The organism is Flavobacterium sp. KACC 22758 (genome assembly GCF_028736135.1).
GTDB lineage: Bacteria > Bacteroidota > Bacteroidia > Flavobacteriales > Flavobacteriaceae > Flavobacterium > Flavobacterium johnsoniae.
In genome coordinates, this window is sequence record NZ_CP117878.1 from 2,175,455 (window position 1) to 2,197,329 (window position 21,875).

The window sequence follows — 21,875 nt, forward strand, 5'->3', positions numbered from 1 at the left end:
GCATCAATGGATTTACAGCAGATTAAATATTTTCTGGCTCTGGCCCGCGAACTTCATTTCTGGAATACTGCCGGAAAAATGAATATTACACAATCGGCTCTAAGCCGTCAGATTCAGTCTCTTGAAAACCAGCTTGGTGTTCAGCTTTTTGAACGTAATAAGCGAAATGTCAAGCTTACGTCGGCCGGCAGATTTCTTCAGGAAAAATGGGAAGTAGAACTCAGTAAACTGGAGTATATACATCAATCGGCGCGTCAGATTCATTTAGGCGAAAGCGGTACACTTACCATTTCTCATCCGGATTCTATTTCGGCTTCTATTATGCCCGATATTTTATCGCGTATTTCTGATGCGTTTCCCAAATTAAAAATCAAACTGGTTCAGGTTTTGTATGAAAACCAGCAGGAATTTCTCCGCAATTATAAAATTGATCTGGCGATTACAAGAGATATTAACCACGCCAGAGATATAAAATCAGAAAAAATCTATACTGATAACCTGGCGATTGTAGTTCCTGAAAATCATCCTTATCAAAAGCCCGAAGATCTTACGAAAGAATCATTGGCAAATCAAAAATTTATCCTGCCTACTACAGACGAAGGAAGCAGTTACAGCGATTTAATACAAAGATTGTTTAACTCTTTTGAAAATGCGCCCGAAGTTTATCTTCATTCTGAATTTGGTTCGGCTATAATTGCATTAGTTCGAAAAGGACTTGGTATAGCGATATTACCGGATTCGTATGTTTTTCATGAAATTTCAGGAATCAGATTTATCAAACTTCCGTTAGAAACCGATCTTTATATCAATTGGAGAGCCGAAGATCATAATCCGGTTTTGGCCAATGTTTTAAAACTGGTTGTTCCTTAAACTTGTATTTAAGCTCTCAGCATTTCAATATGCGGAATTCCGTCTTCATCATATTGTTCTCCCTGCTCAACAAATCCTAATGACTGATAAAATTTTGATAAATGATACTGTGCACCAATTCTAATAGGACCATTTCCAAATTTTTGCTGACAGCCTTCTATTGCAGCTTCCATTAGTTTTACTCCTAATCCTAATCCGCGGTGAGAACCGGCAATAACAACTCTGCCTATAGAGATTTCCTTAAAAGACAAACCAGCCGGAACCAGCCGTGTGCTTCCGGCAAATTCGTTATTTACATAATACAGCAAATGAAAACTTTTCTGGTCTTTATTATCTAAGTCAAGATAAGCACAGTTTTGTTCTACCACGAAAATCTCGCTTCTTAAACGAAGCAGATTATATAATTCGTTATTGGTTAATTCATCAAAAGATTTAATACAATAATTTAAGGTCATATTCTAAGTTTACATTTTTGACAAAGATAAGACAGAGATTAATGATATAAAATGCTTATTTTTTATCAAGTAATGCATGAAATGCATTAATGAATAGTTTGGCAAAAAAAAAGCAGATTACTTTTTCTAATCTGCTTTTTTAAATAGTATTGTTATTTCTATTAATGAGAAACCGCTTTAAGCCCAACGATAGAACTTACTAAGGTTACAAGGAAAAACAATCTCCAGAAAGTTGCCGGTTCTTTAAAAACAAATATTCCCATTAACACAGTTCCAACCGCACCAATTCCTGTCCATACGGCGTATGCAGTTCCCATTGGGAGCGTTTCGGTAGCTTTTATCAGCAGCAGCATACTTATTGTTAAAGAGGCAAAGAAACCAATATACCAATAATACATTTCCATTCCTGCGGTTTCTTTTGCTTTTCCAAGGCAAGTTGCAAAGGCTACTTCAAAAAGGCCTGCAATAATTAAAATAATCCAGTTCATATAGTTAAAATTTATGGTACAAAGTTCCTTCTCTCAATTCAGAAAAAATTTAACAAATGATAAAAAAGTATTTTATTTTAATTCAGCCCGTATTCTGCTTAAGCTGACTTGTGTTATGCCCAGATAAGAAGCAATATGTCCTAACTGAATTCTTTTAATAAGTTCAGGATTGTTTTTTAAAAGATCTAAATAACGTTCAGAAGCATTTTTAAAAAGCTTGGATATCAATCTTTCTTCGGTTTTTATAAGTTCTTTTTCGGCAAATTTTCTACCCCAGTTGGCAATGTGAATGTCAGAATTAAACAATCGTTCTAAATCGGCTGTTTTTAATTCATACAATTCGCATTCTTCCAGAAGTTCTATGTTTTCATAACCATTTTGGTTTTCGACATAACTTTTCATCGAGATAATGGTTTCTCCTTCTTTACCAAACCAAAAAGTAACATCATTATTATCGTCATCAATATACGCCCTTACAATTCCTTTTTTAATAAAATAAATGCTGGATTCAACTTTGCCTGCTTTTAGTATTATATTACCTTTTGGACGACTTATTAAATTGATTGTCAGTAATAAATCTTTTTTTGACTGCTCTGGTAACTGATATATATGGTCGAGAATTAGAGAAATATCCATTTTAGGGTATGATTCGTTTTTTAAAATAATAAAATTCTTATTATTCAGGATAAAGTTATTAAATTTGATAGAAGACAAAATATAAAATCGAATTAAATGATTCTATTGCAGGTATATTATTTACCTTAAACTTCTCTCTATAGTTTAGCTTTTGTCGATTTTGCCCCTCTGATAATGTTTTAAAATTGTTTGAATTTCATAAGTAAATGTTTCTTTTCTGTTATTTTTAGGCAAGAAGCTGTTTTAATTTTACAACTTAATAATCTAAAAAATATGAATACAAGTAACACAAAAGCATTTGGTACAAAAGCAGCAGACGCATTGCTGGAAGAAATGACAATTGCACGCAGAGAGGTTTTAGCAAAAGATGTTGAGATCGAAATTTTATACTGTGGTGTATGTCATTCTGATTTGCATACAGCCAGAAATGACTGGGGAGGGAGCCAATATCCAGCAGTTCCGGGGCATGAAATTGTAGGAAGGGTAACAAAAGTGGGAAATGAAGTTACGAAACTTAAAGTCGGTGATTTAGCAGGAGTGGGCTGTATGGTTGATTCTTGTCATACCTGCGAAAGCTGTAAACAAGATTTGGAACAATATTGTTTAAACGGATTTACAGGAACTTACAATGGTAAGGATAAAAATATTGGCGGACATACTTTTGGCGGTTATTCTGAGAAAGTGGTAGTTGATGAGCATTTTGTTTTAAAAGTACCTTCAAATTTAAATTTAGCAGCTGTTGCTCCTTTACTTTGTGCAGGAATTACAACCTGGTCACCTTTAAGACACTGGAAAGTTGGAAAAGGAAGTAAAGTTGCTGTTGTCGGCTTAGGCGGACTTGGACACATGGCAATTAAACTTGCAAAAGGTTTAGGTGCCGAAGTAACTTTGTTTTCAAGAACTCCGGATAAAATACAAGATGCAATCGATTTGGGTGCCGATTCTGTAATTATTTCTACAGATGACCAGCAGATGAAATCAGTACACGGAAGATATGATCTTATTATTGATACAGTTCCTTATGTACATGATGTAAATCCGTATGTTTCTACTTTAAACATCAACGGAACTCTTGTATTAGTTGGTTACTTAGGGGGTTTAGAACCAATTTTAAATTCAGTGCCAATGATTATGGGAAGAAAATCTGTTGCTGGTTCTGTAATTGGAGGTATTGCAGAAACACAAGAAATGCTTGATTTTTGCGGTGAACATAACATCGTTTCAGAAATTGAAATTATTAAAATGCAGGAAATCAACGAAGCGTATGAAAGAATGCTGAAAAGCGATGTAAGATATCGTTTTGTAATTGATATGGATTCTCTTAAATCTTAAATAAAGATTAAAAAGGCAAAAAAGGCTTTCTGAAAATTATTTTCAGAAAGCCTTTTTTATTTAGATGAATAAACCTTTCGGGATGAAATATTTATAGATTAATTATCCGTGAGCTTCTACAGAAACATCATTCCATTCTTCCCAAACTTTTAATTTTTGTTCATAGCTGTGTTTTACAAAAGGCAGAGCTACTCTTCCTAAAAATAAGCGTAATGGAGGATTTTCACTTTCAACTAGTTTTACGATTGCCGGAGCAGTTGCTTCAACAATTCCGAAATCATTTTCTGATTCTGAAAATGCTTTTTTAAGACCATCATAAACCGGGTTGCTTTTGCTGCTTATTCCGGTATGCCAGATATTCGATGCATATCCGTTTGGTTCAACCAGCGTAACATTGATTCCAAATTGTTTTACTTCTGCAGCCAGAGTTTCGCTTAAACCTTCAATAGCAAATTTTGAAGCGTTGTAAAGTCCCATGGTTGGTAAAGCTGCTAAACCTAAAATTGAAGAAACCTGAATAATGTGTCCGCTTTTTTGATTTCTCATAATAGGTAAAACAGCTTGAGTAAGCCATAAAGTTCCAAAGAAATTAGTTTCAAACTGCGCTCTGGCTTCATATGGAGTTGCTTCTTCAATTGCTCCGGTTAAGGCATAACCGGCATTGTTGATTAAAATATCGATACTTCCAAAATGGTTTTGCACTTTTTCGACAACTGATAATGATTCTTCGCGATTGTCTACATCCAGTTTTAAAGTTAAAACCGATTGACCGTATTTTTCTTTTAAATCATTTAAGGTATCTACGTTACGGGCTGTAGCTGCAACGTTATATCCTTTTGCTAAAAATGCTTCTGCCCAGGTTTTTCCAAAACCTTTTGATGCTCCTGTAATTAAAATTGTTTTTGACATGATGTTTCTATTGTTGTTAATTAATGTTTATTGTTAGTTGTTTACGATTGTTGTTTAAAAATGACTGATCGGTCATTTTTTTAATAAAAAAAATTAGATGCTGTTTTGTTCAATTAAATTTTTAAGCGTTTTGGCTACGATTTTCATTTTATCATTACTGCCAGAAACTCTGGCCATTAAATGACCGCCTTCTAGCATTGCAAACATTGCAGTGGCAAATTCTGCGGGGTTTAAATCTGTTTTGAATTCTTTATTGGCAATTCCTTTTTCTATAATGCCGGATAATAATTGTTGTCCTTGTTTAATAGCGCTGTTAACTTTTTCTTTTACGATTGGGTTAGTATCATCAGCCTCAGTTCCGAAATTCAATAAAGGACAGCCGCCAATAACGGGTGGGTGAGTAGGGTTGCTGAAAAAATCGATATAAGCAAATAAAGCTTCTTTAGATGTTGAGCTTCCACTTAAGGCATTTTGAAGTTTAGAGCTTAATATTTTCATATTATGATCGACAGCAGCGCAGGCCAATACTTCTTTATTTTCAAAATGAACATACATGCTTCCTTTAGACAATTTGGTTGCCTCCATAATGTCGCTCATAGAAGTAGCCGCAATTCCTTTTGTGTTAAAAATAGGAGCCGCTTTTTCTATAATAAACTGTCTGGTTTCTTCACCTTTTGCCATGATAGCTGAATTTTACACTGCAAATATATGACCGATTGGTCATAAAAACAAATATTTTTAAAGCTTTTTTACTTTTAGGATATTTTAAACCAAAAAAAGCGTGCCGTTAAGCACGCTTTTCCAATAGCTTAAGCCTTATTTTTAATGGCTTTCACTATTTTCAAACCCCAGAATTGTAATCATATAAGGTGTGTTAGAAACTTTGATTTTATTTACAATTGACATTTTTTCAAAACTCAATTGTAACAATTCTCCTGTTGATGGCGAAGTAATGTAAGCAAAGTTCTCTGTTAGCTGTATTTGAGGTTTTAATGCTGCATCGTTTGCAGTTTCACCAATAATTTTAGCTTCTTTTTCAACCTGCAGACTGTTTAGGTTAAACAACTTAAATTCACCTGAATGCAGTAAAACACCTAATTTTTTATGGTTGTAGCTTACTTTACACTGCATAATTGTTGTATTTTGGATAATAGGTTTTATAGTTCCGTTTACAACATCAATCAAATAAGCACCTTTTGCGGCAGTAAAACCAACAAATTTTCCGTTATAATCTGTTTCTAAAATAGTTCCAAACCAAGCTGTTCCAAAATCTTCTGGAAAAGCAATCAGTTTTTGTTTTCCATTATTTTCTACAACTAAAACACCGCTTGCAGAACCAAAAACGGCATAAGTTCCATCAGAAGCATTTCCGTGAATTCCTTTTGTAGCAAGAGTCGGCTCAAATAAAGTTTTACCTGTATTATCGATAATTTTTACTTTTTCAGGAAGTGTTCCTGTAACCGAATTATCTTTTACTGTAATAGCATACGTTCCGTTTCCAAAAGCGGCCATAGCACCATGATGTGCCAAAAGTCCGGCGTTGATGGTTTTGAATTGCGCTCCGGCAGTATTTACATCCTTTTCTTTTGCAACAGATAAAGTTCCGTCACCGTCATTAAAAGTCAGGATTTCACCAATTTTACTTTTAAAATGCGTTGGAAGAGCCGATTGTCCAGTTAAAGCACCAAATTTTGGTTGTCCGTCAACATCAACATGATCGCCGTGGCTTTCAAATCCGCTGTCAAACGTTTCTACCGTATTATCCAGTCTGTGAACAATTCCTGCATATCGTCCGGATTCAGTTGTATAAAGTGAAGATTTTGCAAATTTAGCATTAAAGAAAGAAGATGTGGCATCAACCGGATTTACAAGCGTAAGCTGTGTAGTTTTCTCATCAGAAAGTAAAATTCTCAGATATTTAAATTCCGTTAATGCTTCATCAGGAGTTTCTGGCGTGGTATCGTCATCATTGCTGCAGGAAACGGCAACAAGCGATAAAGCAAATAAGAAAATCAGTTTGAAATAAGTTTTAGTCATCGTTAAAATGTATTTAGGGTTAATATTTACTTGATTTTAAAAGTTTATTGTAATAGGCATCGATTTATAGACGCTCATGCTGTAAGAAGTATTTTTGTAAAGTACAACCCAGTTATATTGACCAGATTCCCAGGCCTTTTCAGCAGTTATAGCATTTCCTTCATTGTCTTTATCAGCACCAAGAACAATACTTTCGCCGCCATAGACATCATTTATTTTTTGAAGTGTTGTAATCTTTGACGCAGGCCCAAGATCTTTATGCTCTACTTTTGAAATAATGATTACTTTTTTCAGATCCAGATTGTCAATGCTTTCAGGGTGATAATTAAGGCTTTTTTTAATCAAAACAGAATAGAGTATTCCGTTGCCCATAATCTGGCTGATTTGTGCATGAGCCGTTAGTTTATCATTCTTCTTATAGATTAACTGAGGTTCAACCCAGGTTTCCATGTAATAAATCAGATCATCATTTCGCGAAAGCATATCACGGCCAATAACAGGATCAACCGGCATATTAGCCGGATCTGTAATAGTAATGGTCTCTTTAATTTCGAGCGCCGTTCCGTTTTCGTCGGTTACAATAAATAAGAAATCAAATTTACCTTCGGCAGCATCAGCGGGAATAGTAAAGTGTTTATGAACATTGGTGTTTTTTGTTCCAATGTATTCCGGCCAGGTAAATTCGAGTTTCCAGTCTTTAGAATAAGTTTCACCGGTTTTAGGTAGTATTTTTAATTGTACATTGGCAATTTTGTTTCCGGCAGTGACATCGGCATTAAAATGAAAATCACGACCAATTAAAGCTTGTTTATTATCTGCCGTTCCAATTTCAATATTTTTGGCAGTTGGTTTTAAGACTTCGTTATCATCGTCATTGCTGCAGGCAGTAAAGACAGAAGCTGTCAATAGGAATAAAAAAAATGATTGTACTTTTTTCATGGTTTTGAGGTATTAAAAATTTGTTGTTTTATTGATGAATTAAAAAAGGAACTTTTACAGAAAGAATAATATTTCTGCCCATTTCCGGAAGTTCTATAAGTCTGTAAAAGCTTGTATGATTCAGGTATCTTGTATTAAATAAATTCTGCAGCTGAAGCGAGACCGCAAAATCTTGTTTTCCGGCTTGTAATTTTGTTCCTAATGCCAGGTTGAAAACATGACTGCTTTCTGTTTTTTTTTCGGGCGGTACAATCTGATTTTGCTGAGCCGTAAAACGATAATCCAGCGAAAAATAAGTTTCTCTTAAATTCCTGATTTCGGGATTATAATTGATGCCAAATAAAACCGAAGCAGGAGGAGAGAATGGAAGCGTATATCCTTTTTTACTGCCCGATAATTGTTCAGAATAAAGATATTCGGCCAAAATCTCACCGCTTAGATTTTTTAGAAACTGATAATGTATCTGTAACTCGCTTCCGTAACGCATAACTTTACTCTGCTGATATTCAAAAACCTGATTTCCTGCTCCATAATGAATATCATGTTGTGAGGTTGGGTTTAGGTAAATGAAATTTGGGAAATAATTAAAAAACGGACTCAGCTGCACAGACCATTTGCTTTCCTGCCAGTCGATACCAAGATCCAATTGATACGAACGCTCGGCATCAAGATTTGGATTTCCTTTTTCAAATCGGAAATAATGGTAATTGACGCCATTAGAAGCTAATTCTTTTGCAATGGGCATTCTAAAACTCGTTCCTGCATTAGCTTTAAATGAAACTTTACCCGGATTGTAATTTATCCCTGCTGACCATGTAAAACTTTTAAATGTTTTGTTTAAATCTTCAGACCGTTTTAAATATTCCTGAGTTGTCTGCCCGTTTTGAGTCACATCACTTTTAAACCAGTCTGAATATTGTTTCATTTCGATTTGGCCATAATCCATTCTCATGGCTCCGTGCAGTATCCATAAATCATTCAGCTGTATTTTATCATAGCCATACAATCCTGTATTCAGCTGATTAAAAGCGGGAATTAAAAAACTCCAGCCGTTAATTTCATTCTGCTGTTTTTCTCCGTTTAAGCCAACTGTAAATTGATGTCTGCCAACAGAAAACTCATCTTTTACAGAAACCGAAAAAACATCTTTGTCGTATTGTCTTTCCAAATCCTGCGGTGCATACATATCTGCTGGATAAATTGGCGGCATATAACCATGATTTACATAATGACTCCATTCTCTGCGGAAATTCTTTTGAAAACCCAATTGTGTCTGCAGCAGATGATTTCCTATTTCAAATGAAGTTGTATTACTGATTTTAGTATGATTAACTTCCTGAAAAGGCATCAAAATATCACGACTCGATTTATCATGAAGTTCAAGATTCACATTACGAGGTTCAAGTCCGTGTGCATTCGCAAAAAAGCCGCTTTTGGTATGTATATTACTGAAATACAAAACCGATTTAAACTTTTCGCCCACAAATCCTGTACTGGCATGCAAATCCAGTTCACGTCCTGCAGTATTGCGCAAATGATTTTTGTATAAAGGCACTGTATAATTGTAAACCTGAACCTTATCAGCCGGAACCCTGTAATCACCATAATCCTGTGAAGTAATTCTGGTATCGAAAAACCAGTTTTCATTTCGTCCAAACAAATTCAGCGAACTTCCAATTTGTTCATTATTACTTTTAGCAGTAAAATCTACATTACCGCCCAAAGTATTTTTTTTAGGAAAAGGCACAGGTTTGATATTAACTGCACCGCCAATAGCATCAGAACCATAAATAAAGGATGAAGGACCTTTTATAATTTCCACCCGATTAACAGCATATTGATCGATTTCAAGCCCGTGATCTGCGCCCCATTGCTGGCCTTCATGTTTAATGCCGTTTTCGACTACAATAACCTGATTAAAACTCAATCCGCGAATCAGCGGCTTTGAACCTCCTGAACCTATCGAAATGGTTTTAACTCCAGGAATTCGCTGTAAGGACTGCATCAGGCTTCCGCCGAGATTCCGCTGAATAAAAGTGCTGTTTACTGTTTCTGTATTTAATGATGCTTCTTTCTTGGCACGTTTTTCTGACTGGTCTTTAATCACTACTTCTTCAAGTTCCTTTATTTCCGAATTGGTGTTCTGAGATTGGACTTTTGTCAAAAAAGCAAAGCAGAATAACAGAAAAATCAATATGCTGTTTGATTTATTTTCAATCATTAAGCGGTTTTATAAAATTTTAATACTTAAGCCTTTAATAGTCTGCCAGCCTTCTTTATCAGTCAAACGAATCATAAAATGATAATCTCCCGGATCAATATCTTCCGGAATAGTGATTTCCTGAACTGCTTCGTATTTTTTTAAACCTTCGGGAATGGTAACCGAATTAATGTAAAGCAATGGTTTTACAGGTTTTTTTACCGGATCTGTTTCGCAGTCTGATACTTCGGTACTGTGCGTATGATGATCGAAATTGTGATGAATATCAACACTGTACGATCCTAATGCGGCATTGTCGCTGAATGCGGCACGAAAAGTAATTTTCTGTCCTCGATTCATTTGACTGCATTGGATAGGAAATGCGTTTGAAGCCGAAATATCAATTACAGGATATTCTGTATCAACAGAATCATTGTCACTGCTGCAGGCTGTAAATACCAGAAAGCCGAGAACTAAAGCGGCAATTTTTTTTGCAGTTGTTATTCTGCTCCATTTGATTTTGACATTTTTCATATAAATTATTTTGGGATTACTTGGCGATAACAGCTTTTGTCCGGATTTTAGAATTAGACATAGTAATTCCTTCTCAGATGCAGAAGCGCTGAGAGAATCCAAATACAAAATTGAATTGTATCAGTTTACAAAAGCATGTTTTTTGAAGTGAGAAAAAGTCATTGCGTCAGTCAAAAAAAGATGAAATTCTATTTAAGAATGTCGTTTTTTTACTGAATAAGTTTTGTGGCATGTTACTGATTCTGCTCAGAATTTCTGGAAGTATTAAAGACAATCAAAATTGTGCCTGTTAGTTTATAACACAACACTACTGATCCCTATAATTTTAGATTTAAATACTAAGCAAAACGTAATTCTTTCCTTTTAGGAATGACTATTTCTGCTTAAATTCCGGGAGGCGCCCGAAGTGAAAACAACGCACCTTTAAAAAAACTAGAATAAGATTTAGAATAGAAAACAACAAATGAAGTTATGCTGCTGTTTTTGTAAAAAATAAAGGGTTCAAAACTAAAAGTGGTAACAGGGCTGAATTTAAAATGACAGATAGCACATTCTTCTGAATGCTTTTTAATTTTAAATTCAGTTTTTGCTGTATGATGCAGCTCTGTTTTTTTAGAATTTGAATTGTGATTATGGATGTGTTCATAAGAATGTATAACCGGAAATAGTATCGCAAACAATACTATCAGCGGGAACAGAAGATTAATACATTTTAATTTCTTTTTCATTCAGATCAACCTGCAGCTGATTAATGCCACAGAGTTGCAAATATAAAATTCTTATTTATAAATGCAACAATGTTTCAGTAAAACTTTTTCAAAAAAATAAAAACCTTAAAAAATCCAAACTCTTGTTAGATCTTTTAAGGCTTTACAGTAATTAAAATTTAGTTTTTATTCTTTGTATAATATGATAACGGCTTTATAGCCAGTACCCACATTCCATTGGCTCGATTCTATAACAGCTCCTTTATCATCAAAAACCTGAAATTCGGCAGTATTTGGCGAAGCAGAACCTTCATTTAATGCTTCAAAATCAATTTTATTAATTCCTTTTACCAGATTTATTTTAAAACCTTTAAATTCTCCGTCTAATAAAACTTCTGGTTCGATTACTTTATCATTTAGATATACCCTGATTTTATCGCCGTCAACAAAAGCCGCATCCCGATAACGAACAGTAGAAACTGCTCCCTTTGTTATAAAACCTCCTAAGTATTCGTTTCGTCTGTAAAAGATACCTTCAACATTGGCTTCTTTTTTATATAAAGCATTATTTTTAAATAGCTCTTCGGGATTTATTTGTAAAACAATTGGATCTTTTGCCAGTGCAGGCGGTTCTGCGGCTGGATTATTTTCTGGCGGAACCACTTCTTTAGTTTCTAAATTTTTTTGCTGTACCGGCTGATATTTTCCTTTAAGCTCATCTTGTGAATATACTTGCAGGGAAGCGGCAATTATAATTATAAACAATATTCTTTTCATACTTTATTTTTTATTTATCATATAAATGTGCTGTTAATTAGCACATCAACTCTTGGTAATAAAAACAGCTAAATGGGGCATTTATTGCCTTTAGGAATAATTATTTTGCGTTACTACAAGATACGAAAAGATACTTTTGAAACTAAAATGACAATAAAACTTTGTTTCAAATTATAATATGAAACCTAATTCAGGTTTCAAAAGTAATTTAAACTGACAGGTGGTGATAACTTTGATAATGTTTTGAAGTTTAATTATTTAAAATCAATTTACATGAAAAAAATATCAGTTTATATTTGTTTGATTTTTTTGGCTTTGACCAGCTGTAAAAAAGAAACAGAAGTTACAAAAAGTACCGACAGTTCTGTAGATTTAACTTCGGATTATGAATTTACAGGCGGTTATCCAACCGAAGCAACCATAAAAAAAGCTTATGATGATGCCGATTTAACACGAGCAATACAGGCTTATAAATTTTTCTATCCAACGGTTTCCGGCGAAGGTCTGGTTAAAGGGAATGACAGCATTAAAATTACTCCAAACAAATCATTTGGAACTTTAGATACCAAACCGGGGCAAATTGGTTTTACCCTTAATTCAGACACGCCTTACGGACCAATTCCTATTGATTTATCAGATGGGCCTATGGTTATAGATATCCCAAAAGGACCGCTTATTGTTGTGGCAATGGATGTAAATCAACGCTGGGTAGCTGATATGGGAATTCCGGGACCTGATGCGGGCAATGGTGGTAAACATCTGCTATTACCTCCTGATTATAAGGGTGTTGTTCCTGCTTCGGGTTATCATGTCTGGAAATCTTCATCCAATAATTTAACTGTAGGTATACGTTCGCTTCCTGTTGGCGGTGATGTAAATGCGGCTATAACACGTATTAAAACCGTTAAAGTATATCCGTTAAATAAACCGGCAAACTGGAAAGAGCCAGACTGGCTGGATCTTACTAACAAACCACAAAATACAACACCTCTTGGCTGGGAAAATAATATAAAATACTGGGAAAATTTAAATGATGTTATCCAGCGAGAACCAGTTTTTGAAGGTTATAGAAACTATTATGGAGAACTGGCTGTGTTAGGTATTAAAAAAGGAAAATCATTCAGCCCCGATGCGCGTATGAAAGCAATATTAGAAAAAGCCGCTAAAATTGCCAATGCACAAATGCGTGTACAATCGTTTGCAGATCGTCGCGAAGACCGTGTGGTTTGGAAAGACCGCCAATGGGAATGGGTGGCACTTCGATTTGAAGACGGCGATTTTAATACTCCAGATTATGTAGATCTTGATGGCAGGGAAACCTGGTTTTATCAGGCAATTGGCGCTTCGCCGTCTATGTTTAGAAGAAAAGAAGGCGGAGGATCTTTATACTGGCTTGGACTTAAGGATAATACAGGGAAATATGTTGACGGAAGCAAAACATATAAGTTAACAATACCTACACCTGTTCCTGCTAAATTATTCTGGTCGGTTACGATTTATGATGCCAAAACGAGAAGTCAGGTGATAACAGATCAAAATAAAGCCGCGCTTCGTTCTTTATTTGAACTAAAAGATAAAATAGGCGGTAAAACGGTTGACTTATATTTTGGACCAAAAGCTCCTGCCGGAAAAGAAGGTCAATGGATTAAAACAATTCCAAATGTGGGCTGGTTTGCTTATTTCCGAATTTATGGACCAGAAGCATCCGCTTTTAATGGAAGTTGGAAACCTGGAGATTTTGAAGAAGTAAAGTAACATTTTAACCCCATATCATCATGAAACAATTATTAAAACTTTTGATATTTTTGTTCTGTTCTGTTTTAATGGCGCAGAATCCTCCTAAGAAACAGGAAGAAAAGAAATTTGGCGGTGATATTAAACTCGATATTCGCGATTCAAAAGGCGACTGGCCGGCGTTTCTGGAGACAAAAGCACCAAAAGATGCCCCAAACGTACTTATTATTTTATATGATGATACCGGTTTTGCCGCATGGTCACCTTACGGTGGTCGTATCAATATGCCCACTATGGATGAACTGGCAAAAAACGGATTAACGTATACTCAATGGCATACTACATCAGTATGTTCTCCTACACGTTCTACACTTTTAACAGGGCGTAATCATCATCAAAACGGATTTGGTTCTATATCAGAATCTGCGGTTGGATTTCCGGGCTACAGCGGGCATATCCCAAAAGAAAATGCTACGCTTGCTACTGTATTGCGAGAAGCCGGATGGTCGACTTTTTGGATTGGGAAAAACCATAATGTTCCTGTAGATGCACTTGATATGGCTTCTTCTAAAGAACGCTGGCCTCTTGGACTTGGATTTGATCGTTTTTACGGATTTATTGGAGGAGAAACTAACCAGTGGTACCCAAGTCTTATAGAAGACAATCATTTTATAGAACAGCCTTCTCAACCAGAAAATGGTTATCATTTAAGCAAAGATTTGGCCGATAAAGCAATTGCGTATATTCAGGATTCAAAACAATCAAAACCAGATAAGCCTTGGTTTATGTGGTATAATCCGGGAGCAAATCATGCACCGCATCATGCACCAGCCGATTATATTGCGAAATACAAAGGGAAATTTGACGATGGTTATGAAGCTTACAGAGACTGGGTTTTAAAACGTATGATCGATAAAGGAATTCTGCCAAAAGGAACAAAAATGACACCTTTAAACCCTATGCCAAAAGGGAAGTTTTCTGAAGGAGATTCTGTAAAACCATGGAACAGTCTTACTGCCGATGAAAAAAAATTGTTCAGCCGTATGGCCGAAGTATATGCGGCTTATTCAGAATTTACAGATGCTGAAGTAGGGCGTGTAATTAAATATCTAAAAGATTCAGGTCAGTTTGATAACACTTTGATTATGTATTGTGCTGATAATGGTGCTTCTGCAGAAGGTTCACCAAATGGCTCGGTAAACGAGAATAATTTCTTTAATGCCTATCCGGATGACATGAGTGTTAATTTAAGCATGATTGATAAACTGGGTTCAGAAGATACTTATAACCATTATCCAACAGGATGGGCAGCTGCTTTTTCGACACCATTTAAAATGTTTAAAAGATATTCTGGCTACAGCGGAGGAACTGCTGATCCTCTTGTAATCTGCTGGCCAAAAGGAATAAAAGCAAAAGGTGAATTAAGAAGCCAGTATTACCACTGTACTGATATTGTGCCTACCATTTTAGATGCCTGCGGTCTGACCATGCCGGATGTAGTGGATGGTGTGAAGCAGAGTCCTCTTGCAGGAGTTTCTATGAGAAGCAGTTTTAATAACGCCAAAGCACCCACGGCTAAAAAAGTACAATATTACGAAATGGTAGGTACGAGAGGAATCTGGAAAGAAGGCTGGAAAGCTACAGCTGTTCATGGGGCTTTACCTGTGAATATTGGAAATTTTGATAAAGATCAATGGGAATTGTACAATGTAGATGCAGATCGCTCCGAATCAACAGATCTTGCCTCCAAATATCCTGATAAAGTAAAAGAACTAAAAGAAGTTTGGATGCAGGAAGCTTTAAAATATAATGTGCTGCCACTGAATGATGTTTCAGTAAATGAATTCCATGCTATGGAATATCACAAAGAAATTCCCGCCGATGGCCGTTTTATCTATTATCCGGGAACGACAGAAATACCAGAGGCTTCTGCTGCGCCGACATTGGGCCGTTCTTTTAAGATTCTGGCCGAAGTAGATTTTACAAAAGATTCAAAAGGCGTTATAGTATCTCAGGGATCACGTTTTGGAGGTTACAGTTTGTTTGCAAAAGACGGGAAACTGACTTATGTCTATAATTTCCTCGGTCTAGCCCCAGAACAGGTTTTAGGCACTTCAATTCCTTCTAATGGAAAACACATTGTAGGTGTTGAATTTGTAAAAGAAAAAATGAGTGATAAAAATGAGACCTTAGGAAAGATGAGGTTGTATTTAGATGACAAAATAGTAGAGGAAAAGCCTTTTCGTACCCAGGCAGGACATTATGCACTTTCGGGAGAAGGTTTATGTGTTGGTCGTGACAGCGGTGATCCGGTAAGTAAACAATATAAAGCTAAATTCGATTTTACTGGCGGTAAAATTGCAAAAGTAGTTTATGATGTTAGTAATGATGCTTATCAGAATGTTGAGAACGAATTTAAAGTAAAAATGGCAAAAGAGTAAAATGTGATTTCATTAGAGAAATATTTAAACTTCAAGACTATGTCCTTACCTGACGAACTATATAATGTCAAATTTGCAGAATATTTTGAATCAATGAGAAAGATGTATTTGCTTGATGATCGATTCAAAACAATGTGTGATGATTATTGTGAAAGTATTGTAAATGCTGAAATTTATAAGAAAAAATTTGAAAAAAACTTTCGTCAAAAATTGGAATGCGAAAATCTTGCAAAAGAATTAGAAGAAGAAATATTATTTTATATTGTTAGGAATAGTTCATAAAAAGGAAATTTTACAAAATACTTACAACCCTAAAAAACGTCGCAAGACGTTTTTTAGGGTTTATAAACTAACTAAACTGGATTGATTGTTTTATGATTTAATTTACAGCGGTAAATTCTTCTTTTACCCATTTTACCTCATTGTTTTCTATGGTAACAGAAATTGTATCGCCGTCTTTTACTTCTCCTGAAATTATTTTTTTTGCCAAAGGTCTTCTTAAATGACTTCTGATAATACTTTTTATTGGTCTTGCTCCATATTTGGCATTATATCCGTTTTCAGCAAGATAAAGTTTAGCTTCCATTGGAATTTCAACCTTAATATTGATGTTTTTTAATAAATCCATGAACTCTTTTTTGAGATGGATTTCGAATATTTTCAATGCATTTTCTTTACTTATAGGAGCAAAAGGTACAATTTCAGTTAAACGTCCTAAAAATTCAGGTCTAAAATAATTCCCCATGATTTCCATTAAAGAACCAGATGTTGGAATTTCGCCGTTATTAAAAGTATTTACAATATGATCTGCTCCAATATTTGAAGTAAAAAGTATAATAGCGTTAGAGAAATCACCTTCTTTTCCTAAACGATCATGTAGTTTTCCTTCGTCCATAATTTGAAGAAATACATCAAAAACAGAAGGATGCGCTTTTTCAATTTCGTCAAATAAAACAATAGAATAAGGTTTTTGTCTGATTTTATTCACCAGCAGACCACCTTCTTCATAACCTACATAACCAGGAGGCGCACCGTAAAGAAGCGCGGCTGAATGTTCTTCTTTAAACTCAGACATATCAAATCTAATGATAGCATTTTCATCCTGAAACAGAAACTCGGCTAAACTTTTGGCTAATTCTGTTTTTCCTGTTCCAGTTGGTCCAAGAAAAAAGAAAGATGCGATAGGCTGTCCGGCTTTGCTTAATCCCGATCTTGACTCTAAAATAGAGCCTGCAACCGTTGCTATACAATGATCCTGCCCAATAACTCTTCGGTTTAAAACTTCCTCAATATTGTTTAGTTTCTGTTTTTCTTCTTCCTTAAGTTTTCCTGCCGGAATTCCGGTTTTTTTAGCAATAATCAAAGACAAATCAAAAGCTTCAATATGAGAGCGTTTATCAAGTGCCTTTTCTTCAAGTGTATTAAGGAGGTTTTCAATATAATTTAAGATCGATTCTGATGTTTCAAAATTTCTTTTTTCATTTTGTTCATCAACATCCATCAAAAATGTTGTTTTGTTTATTAAATCAACCACAAACCAATTGTATTCTTTTATCAATTGATCTTCAGATAAATTGCTGGTATTTTCTTTTAAAAGATTTAATCTGTTGATGATAGATTGTTTTTCGTTAAGAAAAGTTTCTCCCGAAGTTTTTAAAACCGACATCGTATGATCGATCAGATTAATTGCAGATTCAGGAAGGCTTTTTTCTTTTAAATACCTTCTGGATAAGCGGATAGATTCTGAAATGGTTTCATCATCTATTTGTATTTTATGATGTTCCTGATAAGTTTTGATAGATTCGCGAATCATTCTGAACAAAGTTTCATCATCAGATTCTTCTAATTTAACGATCTCAAACATTCCGGAAAGTCCTTGTTCTTTCTCGATTCTTTTTGAAAATTCATCAATTGTTGAGGTCGCGATAATATTTAATCCTTTTGCCAGTTCACCTTTAAGAACATTTGAAACGCCTGAATCTCCTCCGTTTTTATCAAGTAAAATATGAATTTCTTCAATAATTAAAATAGCTCTGGGGTATTGTTTTAATTCCTGAATGCAGTTTTTTAAACGGTCTTCAATTTCGCCTTTGTATGAAGCTCCGGCAATGAGAGAAGATAAGTCGAGTTCAAAAAGCTGTACTTTGTTTAAAGCATCCGGAACCTGATTTGTTATTACATTTTGAACAAGAGTATCAATTAAAATCGATTTTCCAATGCCTCGGTCGCCTATAAGCAGAACATTAGGTTTAGAGAATCGGCAGAGAATTTCTTTTATGGCATTCAATTCGGCTTCACGCCCAATTGCGGGGATTCTTTTTTTATTTTTCTCCAGATTTTTATGGATACAGTATTTGCTTAAAAAACCTTTTTTTACTTCTTGTTTTACGCCATTATCGGTTTGCGGAATAACAATCTGATCTTCTAACAATTCATTTCTGGAGATAGGATAGGACTTCATTTGGTCGAAATTGAAACCTACACCCGGAGAACTTAAAGCAATTATAACAGCATAAAGACTAATTTCATCTTCATTAAGTGCTATACGTACAGATTCTGCCTCTTTTATGATATCATCAATTAAGTCACTTGGCTCAGCATCAAGAACATGAGTAGTTTTTGGCTCTTCTTCAATTCGTACTTCTGCCCATTCATCAAGATAATAAACATCTTTGCCCATAGCCTCAAGACGTTTTAAAAGTGATAAATCTCTGTTTAAAACTGCTTTTAACAAATGAGACGCCGAGTAATATTTATTTAAATTGGTTTTAGCGATTTTCTTCGCAATTTCTAATGCGCTTAATAATTCTGTACTGAAAACGTTTTTTTCTTCTTCCATACCAAATTTAATCTTTAGACCATACCAGATATTTTTTTACTTTATAGCTGATATTTAATCCTTTAATGCAGTTAGTTTGTTTGTCCTTGTTTAAGCGTATTGACTCAATTTTTATTTTTTTTCCTTTTACAGAAGCACATAATTGAGCAAAAGTTAATAGATCTTTATCATTTTTTACAACCGGAATATCAAGATCATCGCATAAAAACTCAGCAAAATCATCTTTAACTTTACTGCCTTCTGCTACTTTTTTAAATAAAATTTCAAATTGATCTTCAGACATTTTAGGTGCTTTTTTAGTCGTGGCAACAGTGTCTTTTACGGTTTTTGCTTTTGGGGCAACCGGAATATATTGCAGCATTTCTTCAAGCGGATCTTTTTTTACAGGTCCTCTTGGCAAAGCAAAAGCTTCGGCTTTTTTCTCAAATTCATAAGAGCTTACATCCAGCGGATTTGTCTTTTTTATAACTCTTGGATGTACATAAATTATCTTTTTTGCCACACGGCTGAAATCTCCGTTTATGACTAAAGTAATCGTTTTTTCGCCCGGCGTGATAAAGCTGTAAACAGGGTTAGAAGAGGTTTCATCTATGCCTTTATTTTCACCAAATGCCCATTCCCAGGTTCTGGCATCATCAGAAATTGATTTAAAATAGGCGGGCTGTCCAACGGTAATAGTTTTGGGTACAATAATTTTTGGAGTGCCTATTTTATCTGCAGCAAATTTATCCTTTATTGTGATCTCTTTTGTATGGGTGCAATTGCCGTTTATTGTTAAAGAAACATAGTATTTTCCCGGATTTTTATAGATGTGAAAAGTGTGTTTTCTGACATCTTTTTCTGATCCGTCTCCAAAGTCCCAAATCCATGATTTTGCGTTTGGAGTTTTGTCGTAAAACTCAATCGATTCTTCGGATTGAGAATGGTCTGCAAAAATATAAAATTTAGCATCATCACAGTCGACATGATTAAAAAGCTGCACTATAAATGCAATGATTCCAGCTAATAACAGAATTGCGAAAAAAAATACAACCCTGATATCAATATTTTTTTGATTCATTTTTAGATTTTGAATATTTTACTATGTAAGATAATTTTAACAAAAAACGGAAGCAAATGTAGTTTTTATTATTTTAAAAAACTTAATATTTATCATATAAATTTTACAAAAAATATTTGTATTCTTACAAAATATTTTGTTAGGTTTGTAACCACCTCGTTCCAAAAAGTAAATAAATTCATAATAAACGAGTTACGTTCAAAAATGAGAATTTTCTCAAGGTTAAAAAAAAGGAAAGCGAACTCAAAAGTTTGTTTTTTATTGTTGCTAAAATTTAAAAATTGCCCATTTGGGTGCTAAATAATATTTTAATTATCTAAAAAAAGAGTACTAAATAATATTTTTATGAGGCAGATTGTTATAATGATTTTTATGATGCATTTATTTACAGAATGCTATGCTCAAAAATATATTTCGCAAATTCCATTTAAATACGATTATTCTTTAGAGCTGTTAAAGAAACAGTCTCAAATGAAAGAAACCGGTTTAAAAAACAAAACCGTCGTTAATGACAATTCAGAGAATTTGAGTGACGAAGTTCTGGCTCTAAAAGAAAAATATTCTATTATTCTGGCTGTAATGCCAAATAAAATTACCAACTACAAATTATACTCTTATATAGATCCTTGGCTGAATACGCCATACAAGGAGAAAAGCTTTTCTAAAAAAGGAATTGACTGCTCTTATTTCCTTCAGTCTTTGTACAGTGATGTTTATAAAGTTACGCTTCCTAAAGACCCGGCGGGAATGTGGAAATCAAAATCTATTCAAATTTTTACCGGCCGCAGTTTCCTTGCCGAAGGTGATTTAGTTTTCTTTCGATACGATAAAGATCATCCCATATCAGATGTTGGTTTGTACCTGCATAATGACAGAATTCTGGCTTGTACAGACAAAGGTCTGGCAATATATAATTTCAATGATGAATATTTTCAGTTACGATATATAGGCGCAGGACGAATTAACGAAGATGGAAAGAAAAAGTAAAAAAAGTCTTGAAGATCTTGCGTACGAAATTGAAAATATTTCGTACGATATTAGAGCGGAAGTTATTGCTAATGAACTTCTTGAAAATAAAGCTGTGGTTCAGGATGAAATTACGATTTCTAATCACGGGCAGTTTTCACGCGCATACAGAAGCGATATTCTGGGAGCGGCAATTCAGGATGATAATTACGACAAACAGGAATATCTAAATATACGTTTATCACGAGACAGCATGTATGACGCACTTCCGGAAGGTTTTGTGCATAGTCTGACCGAAAATAACTCTGATAAATCTGTAAAACAGATGATAAGGGAGCATAAACACCAGAAAAAGCAAGAGGCAGAAGCCCGTGTTTTTTTTACTCCTTTTGAAAACGAGATTTTTCATTATCGGACTAAAATAGAAAGTGTTGAAAGGAATTTTTTGTATAAGCTTAATGGAAGTAAACCGTTAGATTTTTTCTATGATTTTTGGGGGTTATCACACATTTACCCAGAGATTTTAGTTTCAAAATTTATTCAGTTACTGCCTTATGCCTACAAGATAGTTGGAGACATTGATCTTGCTTGTAATTGTTTATCAAGTATTATAGAAGAAAAAGTAACGTATACAACAACAAGTTCAAAAGAATACAGTGAAGAAGCAGAGCAGATAAAGCTGGGTGAAAATAGGTTAGGAGTCGATTTTATTACTGGAAAAGATTACATGGATTATTCTATGAATTTAAGAATAGAAATAGGCCCTATAAAGAACAAACCTTATCAGCATTATCTTAAAAACGGTGATATAAAAATATTTATAGATTGTTTTTGCGAACATTTTTTTCCAATGGAAGTAGAAGTAAAAACAGTTTTATTGATTAATGAAGAAACAGAAGAGTTTAATTTTAGTAAAGAACCTGTGTTAGGGTATACAACACGAATTTAGTA

19 protein-coding genes are annotated in these 21,875 nt (G+C 34.6%); 7 read left to right on the forward strand and 12 right to left on the reverse strand.

Annotation, left to right across the window (positions count from 1 at the left end):
* The first annotated feature begins 6 nt into the window (after window positions 1–6).
* Window positions 7–870: a LysR family transcriptional regulator gene (locus PQ462_RS09415; RefSeq protein ID WP_073409380.1), complete on the forward strand. Its 864-nt coding sequence runs from the start codon at window positions 7–9 to the stop codon at window positions 868–870.
* An 8-nt stretch (window positions 871–878) separates the two neighbouring features.
* On the opposite strand, the gene PQ462_RS09420 is transcribed toward PQ462_RS09415, so the two are convergent.
* The 3 genes from PQ462_RS09420 to PQ462_RS09430 all read right to left on the reverse strand — a co-directional run bounded on the left by PQ462_RS09420 (window position 879) and on the right by PQ462_RS09430 (window position 2,449).
* Window positions 879–1,325, reverse strand: a complete 447-nt coding sequence (locus PQ462_RS09420) for a GNAT family N-acetyltransferase (RefSeq protein WP_274253250.1) — start codon at window positions 1,323–1,325, stop codon at window positions 879–881.
* 161 nt (window positions 1,326–1,486) lie between these two features.
* Window positions 1,487–1,813 (reverse strand): DMT family transporter, encoded by a 327-nt coding sequence (locus tag PQ462_RS09425; protein ID WP_012025280.1) that lies wholly within the window; start codon window positions 1,811–1,813, stop codon window positions 1,487–1,489.
* Window positions 1,814–1,885: 72 nt separating this feature from the next.
* Window positions 1,886–2,449, reverse strand: coding sequence for a Crp/Fnr family transcriptional regulator (locus tag PQ462_RS09430; protein ID WP_274253251.1), 564 nt, complete (start codon window positions 2,447–2,449; stop codon window positions 1,886–1,888).
* Window positions 2,450–2,722: 273 nt separating this feature from the next.
* On the opposite strand from PQ462_RS09430, the gene PQ462_RS09435 reads away from it, so the two are divergent.
* The gene (locus tag PQ462_RS09435; RefSeq protein ID WP_121361484.1) at window positions 2,723–3,781 is read left to right on the forward strand and encodes an NAD(P)-dependent alcohol dehydrogenase; all 1,059 of its coding nucleotides are present in this window, start codon (window positions 2,723–2,725) and stop codon (window positions 3,779–3,781) included.
* A 102-nt stretch (window positions 3,782–3,883) separates the two neighbouring features.
* Here PQ462_RS09435 and PQ462_RS09440 read toward each other — a convergent pair whose 3' ends face one another.
* From PQ462_RS09440 to PQ462_RS09470, 7 genes are all read right to left on the reverse strand, one after another.
* Entirely contained in the window at window positions 3,884–4,690 is an 807-nt protein-coding gene (locus PQ462_RS09440) for an SDR family NAD(P)-dependent oxidoreductase (protein WP_274253252.1), read from the reverse strand.
* 93 nt (window positions 4,691–4,783) lie between these two features.
* Complete coding sequence (locus PQ462_RS09445) at window positions 4,784–5,371, reverse strand: TetR/AcrR family transcriptional regulator (protein ID WP_274253253.1); 588 nt, start codon at window positions 5,369–5,371, stop codon at window positions 4,784–4,786.
* 141 nt (window positions 5,372–5,512) lie between these two features.
* Window positions 5,513–6,727 carry a hypothetical protein gene (locus tag PQ462_RS09450; RefSeq protein WP_274253254.1) on the reverse strand — a complete coding sequence of 405 codons (1,215 nt, stop codon included), beginning with the start codon at window positions 6,725–6,727 and terminating at the stop codon, window positions 5,513–5,515.
* A 36-nt stretch (window positions 6,728–6,763) separates the two neighbouring features.
* On the reverse strand, window positions 6,764–7,666 hold the full coding sequence (locus PQ462_RS09455; RefSeq protein WP_274253255.1) for a DUF4625 domain-containing protein: 903 nt from the start codon (window positions 7,664–7,666) through the stop codon (window positions 6,764–6,766).
* A gap of 28 nt (window positions 7,667–7,694) precedes the next feature.
* Window positions 7,695–9,887 carry a TonB-dependent receptor gene (locus tag PQ462_RS09460; RefSeq protein WP_274253256.1) on the reverse strand — a complete coding sequence of 731 codons (2,193 nt, stop codon included), beginning with the start codon at window positions 9,885–9,887 and terminating at the stop codon, window positions 7,695–7,697.
* 9 nt (window positions 9,888–9,896) lie between these two features.
* Window positions 9,897–10,400, reverse strand: a complete 504-nt coding sequence (locus PQ462_RS09465; RefSeq protein WP_274253257.1) for a DUF4625 domain-containing protein — start codon at window positions 10,398–10,400, stop codon at window positions 9,897–9,899.
* Between the two features lie 893 nt (window positions 10,401–11,293).
* A complete protein-coding gene (locus PQ462_RS09470; protein ID WP_274253258.1) occupies window positions 11,294–11,884 on the reverse strand; it encodes a hypothetical protein in 591 nt (196 codons plus the stop codon).
* A gap of 273 nt (window positions 11,885–12,157) precedes the next feature.
* Here PQ462_RS09470 and PQ462_RS09475 point away from each other — a divergent pair, with 273 nt between their 5' ends.
* Genes PQ462_RS09475 through PQ462_RS09485 form a run of 3 tightly spaced genes read left to right on the forward strand, consistent with a single transcriptional unit; the run spans window position 12,158 to window position 16,341 of the window.
* Window positions 12,158–13,639: a DUF1254 domain-containing protein gene (locus tag PQ462_RS09475; RefSeq protein WP_274253259.1), complete on the forward strand. Its 1,482-nt coding sequence runs from the start codon at window positions 12,158–12,160 to the stop codon at window positions 13,637–13,639.
* A gap of 20 nt (window positions 13,640–13,659) precedes the next feature.
* Window positions 13,660–16,059, forward strand: coding sequence for an arylsulfatase (locus PQ462_RS09480; RefSeq protein WP_274253260.1), 2,400 nt, complete (start codon window positions 13,660–13,662; stop codon window positions 16,057–16,059).
* 39 nt (window positions 16,060–16,098) lie between these two features.
* Window positions 16,099–16,341: a hypothetical protein gene (locus tag PQ462_RS09485; RefSeq protein WP_253785326.1), complete on the forward strand. Its 243-nt coding sequence runs from the start codon at window positions 16,099–16,101 to the stop codon at window positions 16,339–16,341.
* A gap of 97 nt (window positions 16,342–16,438) precedes the next feature.
* Here the strand turns inward: PQ462_RS09485 and PQ462_RS09490 are convergent, their stop codons facing one another.
* Together PQ462_RS09490 and PQ462_RS09495 are read right to left on the reverse strand one after the other, a co-directional pair.
* Window positions 16,439–18,898 (reverse strand): AAA family ATPase, encoded by a 2,460-nt coding sequence (locus PQ462_RS09490; RefSeq protein WP_274253261.1) that lies wholly within the window; start codon window positions 18,896–18,898, stop codon window positions 16,439–16,441.
* A 7-nt stretch (window positions 18,899–18,905) separates the two neighbouring features.
* The gene (locus PQ462_RS09495) at window positions 18,906–19,958 is read right to left on the reverse strand and encodes a PKD domain-containing protein (protein ID WP_274253262.1); all 1,053 of its coding nucleotides are present in this window, start codon (window positions 19,956–19,958) and stop codon (window positions 18,906–18,908) included.
* A 345-nt stretch (window positions 19,959–20,303) separates the two neighbouring features.
* On the opposite strand from PQ462_RS09495, the gene PQ462_RS09500 reads away from it, so the two are divergent.
* A complete protein-coding gene (locus PQ462_RS09500; protein ID WP_274253263.1) occupies window positions 20,304–20,945 on the forward strand; it encodes a C40 family peptidase in 642 nt (213 codons plus the stop codon).
* Window positions 20,929–21,873, forward strand: coding sequence for a type VI secretion system baseplate subunit TssG (locus PQ462_RS09505; protein WP_274253264.1), 945 nt, complete (start codon window positions 20,929–20,931; stop codon window positions 21,871–21,873). The genes PQ462_RS09500 and PQ462_RS09505 overlap by 17 nt, the downstream gene beginning before the upstream one ends.
* The last annotated feature ends 2 nt before the right edge of the window (window positions 21,874–21,875 follow it).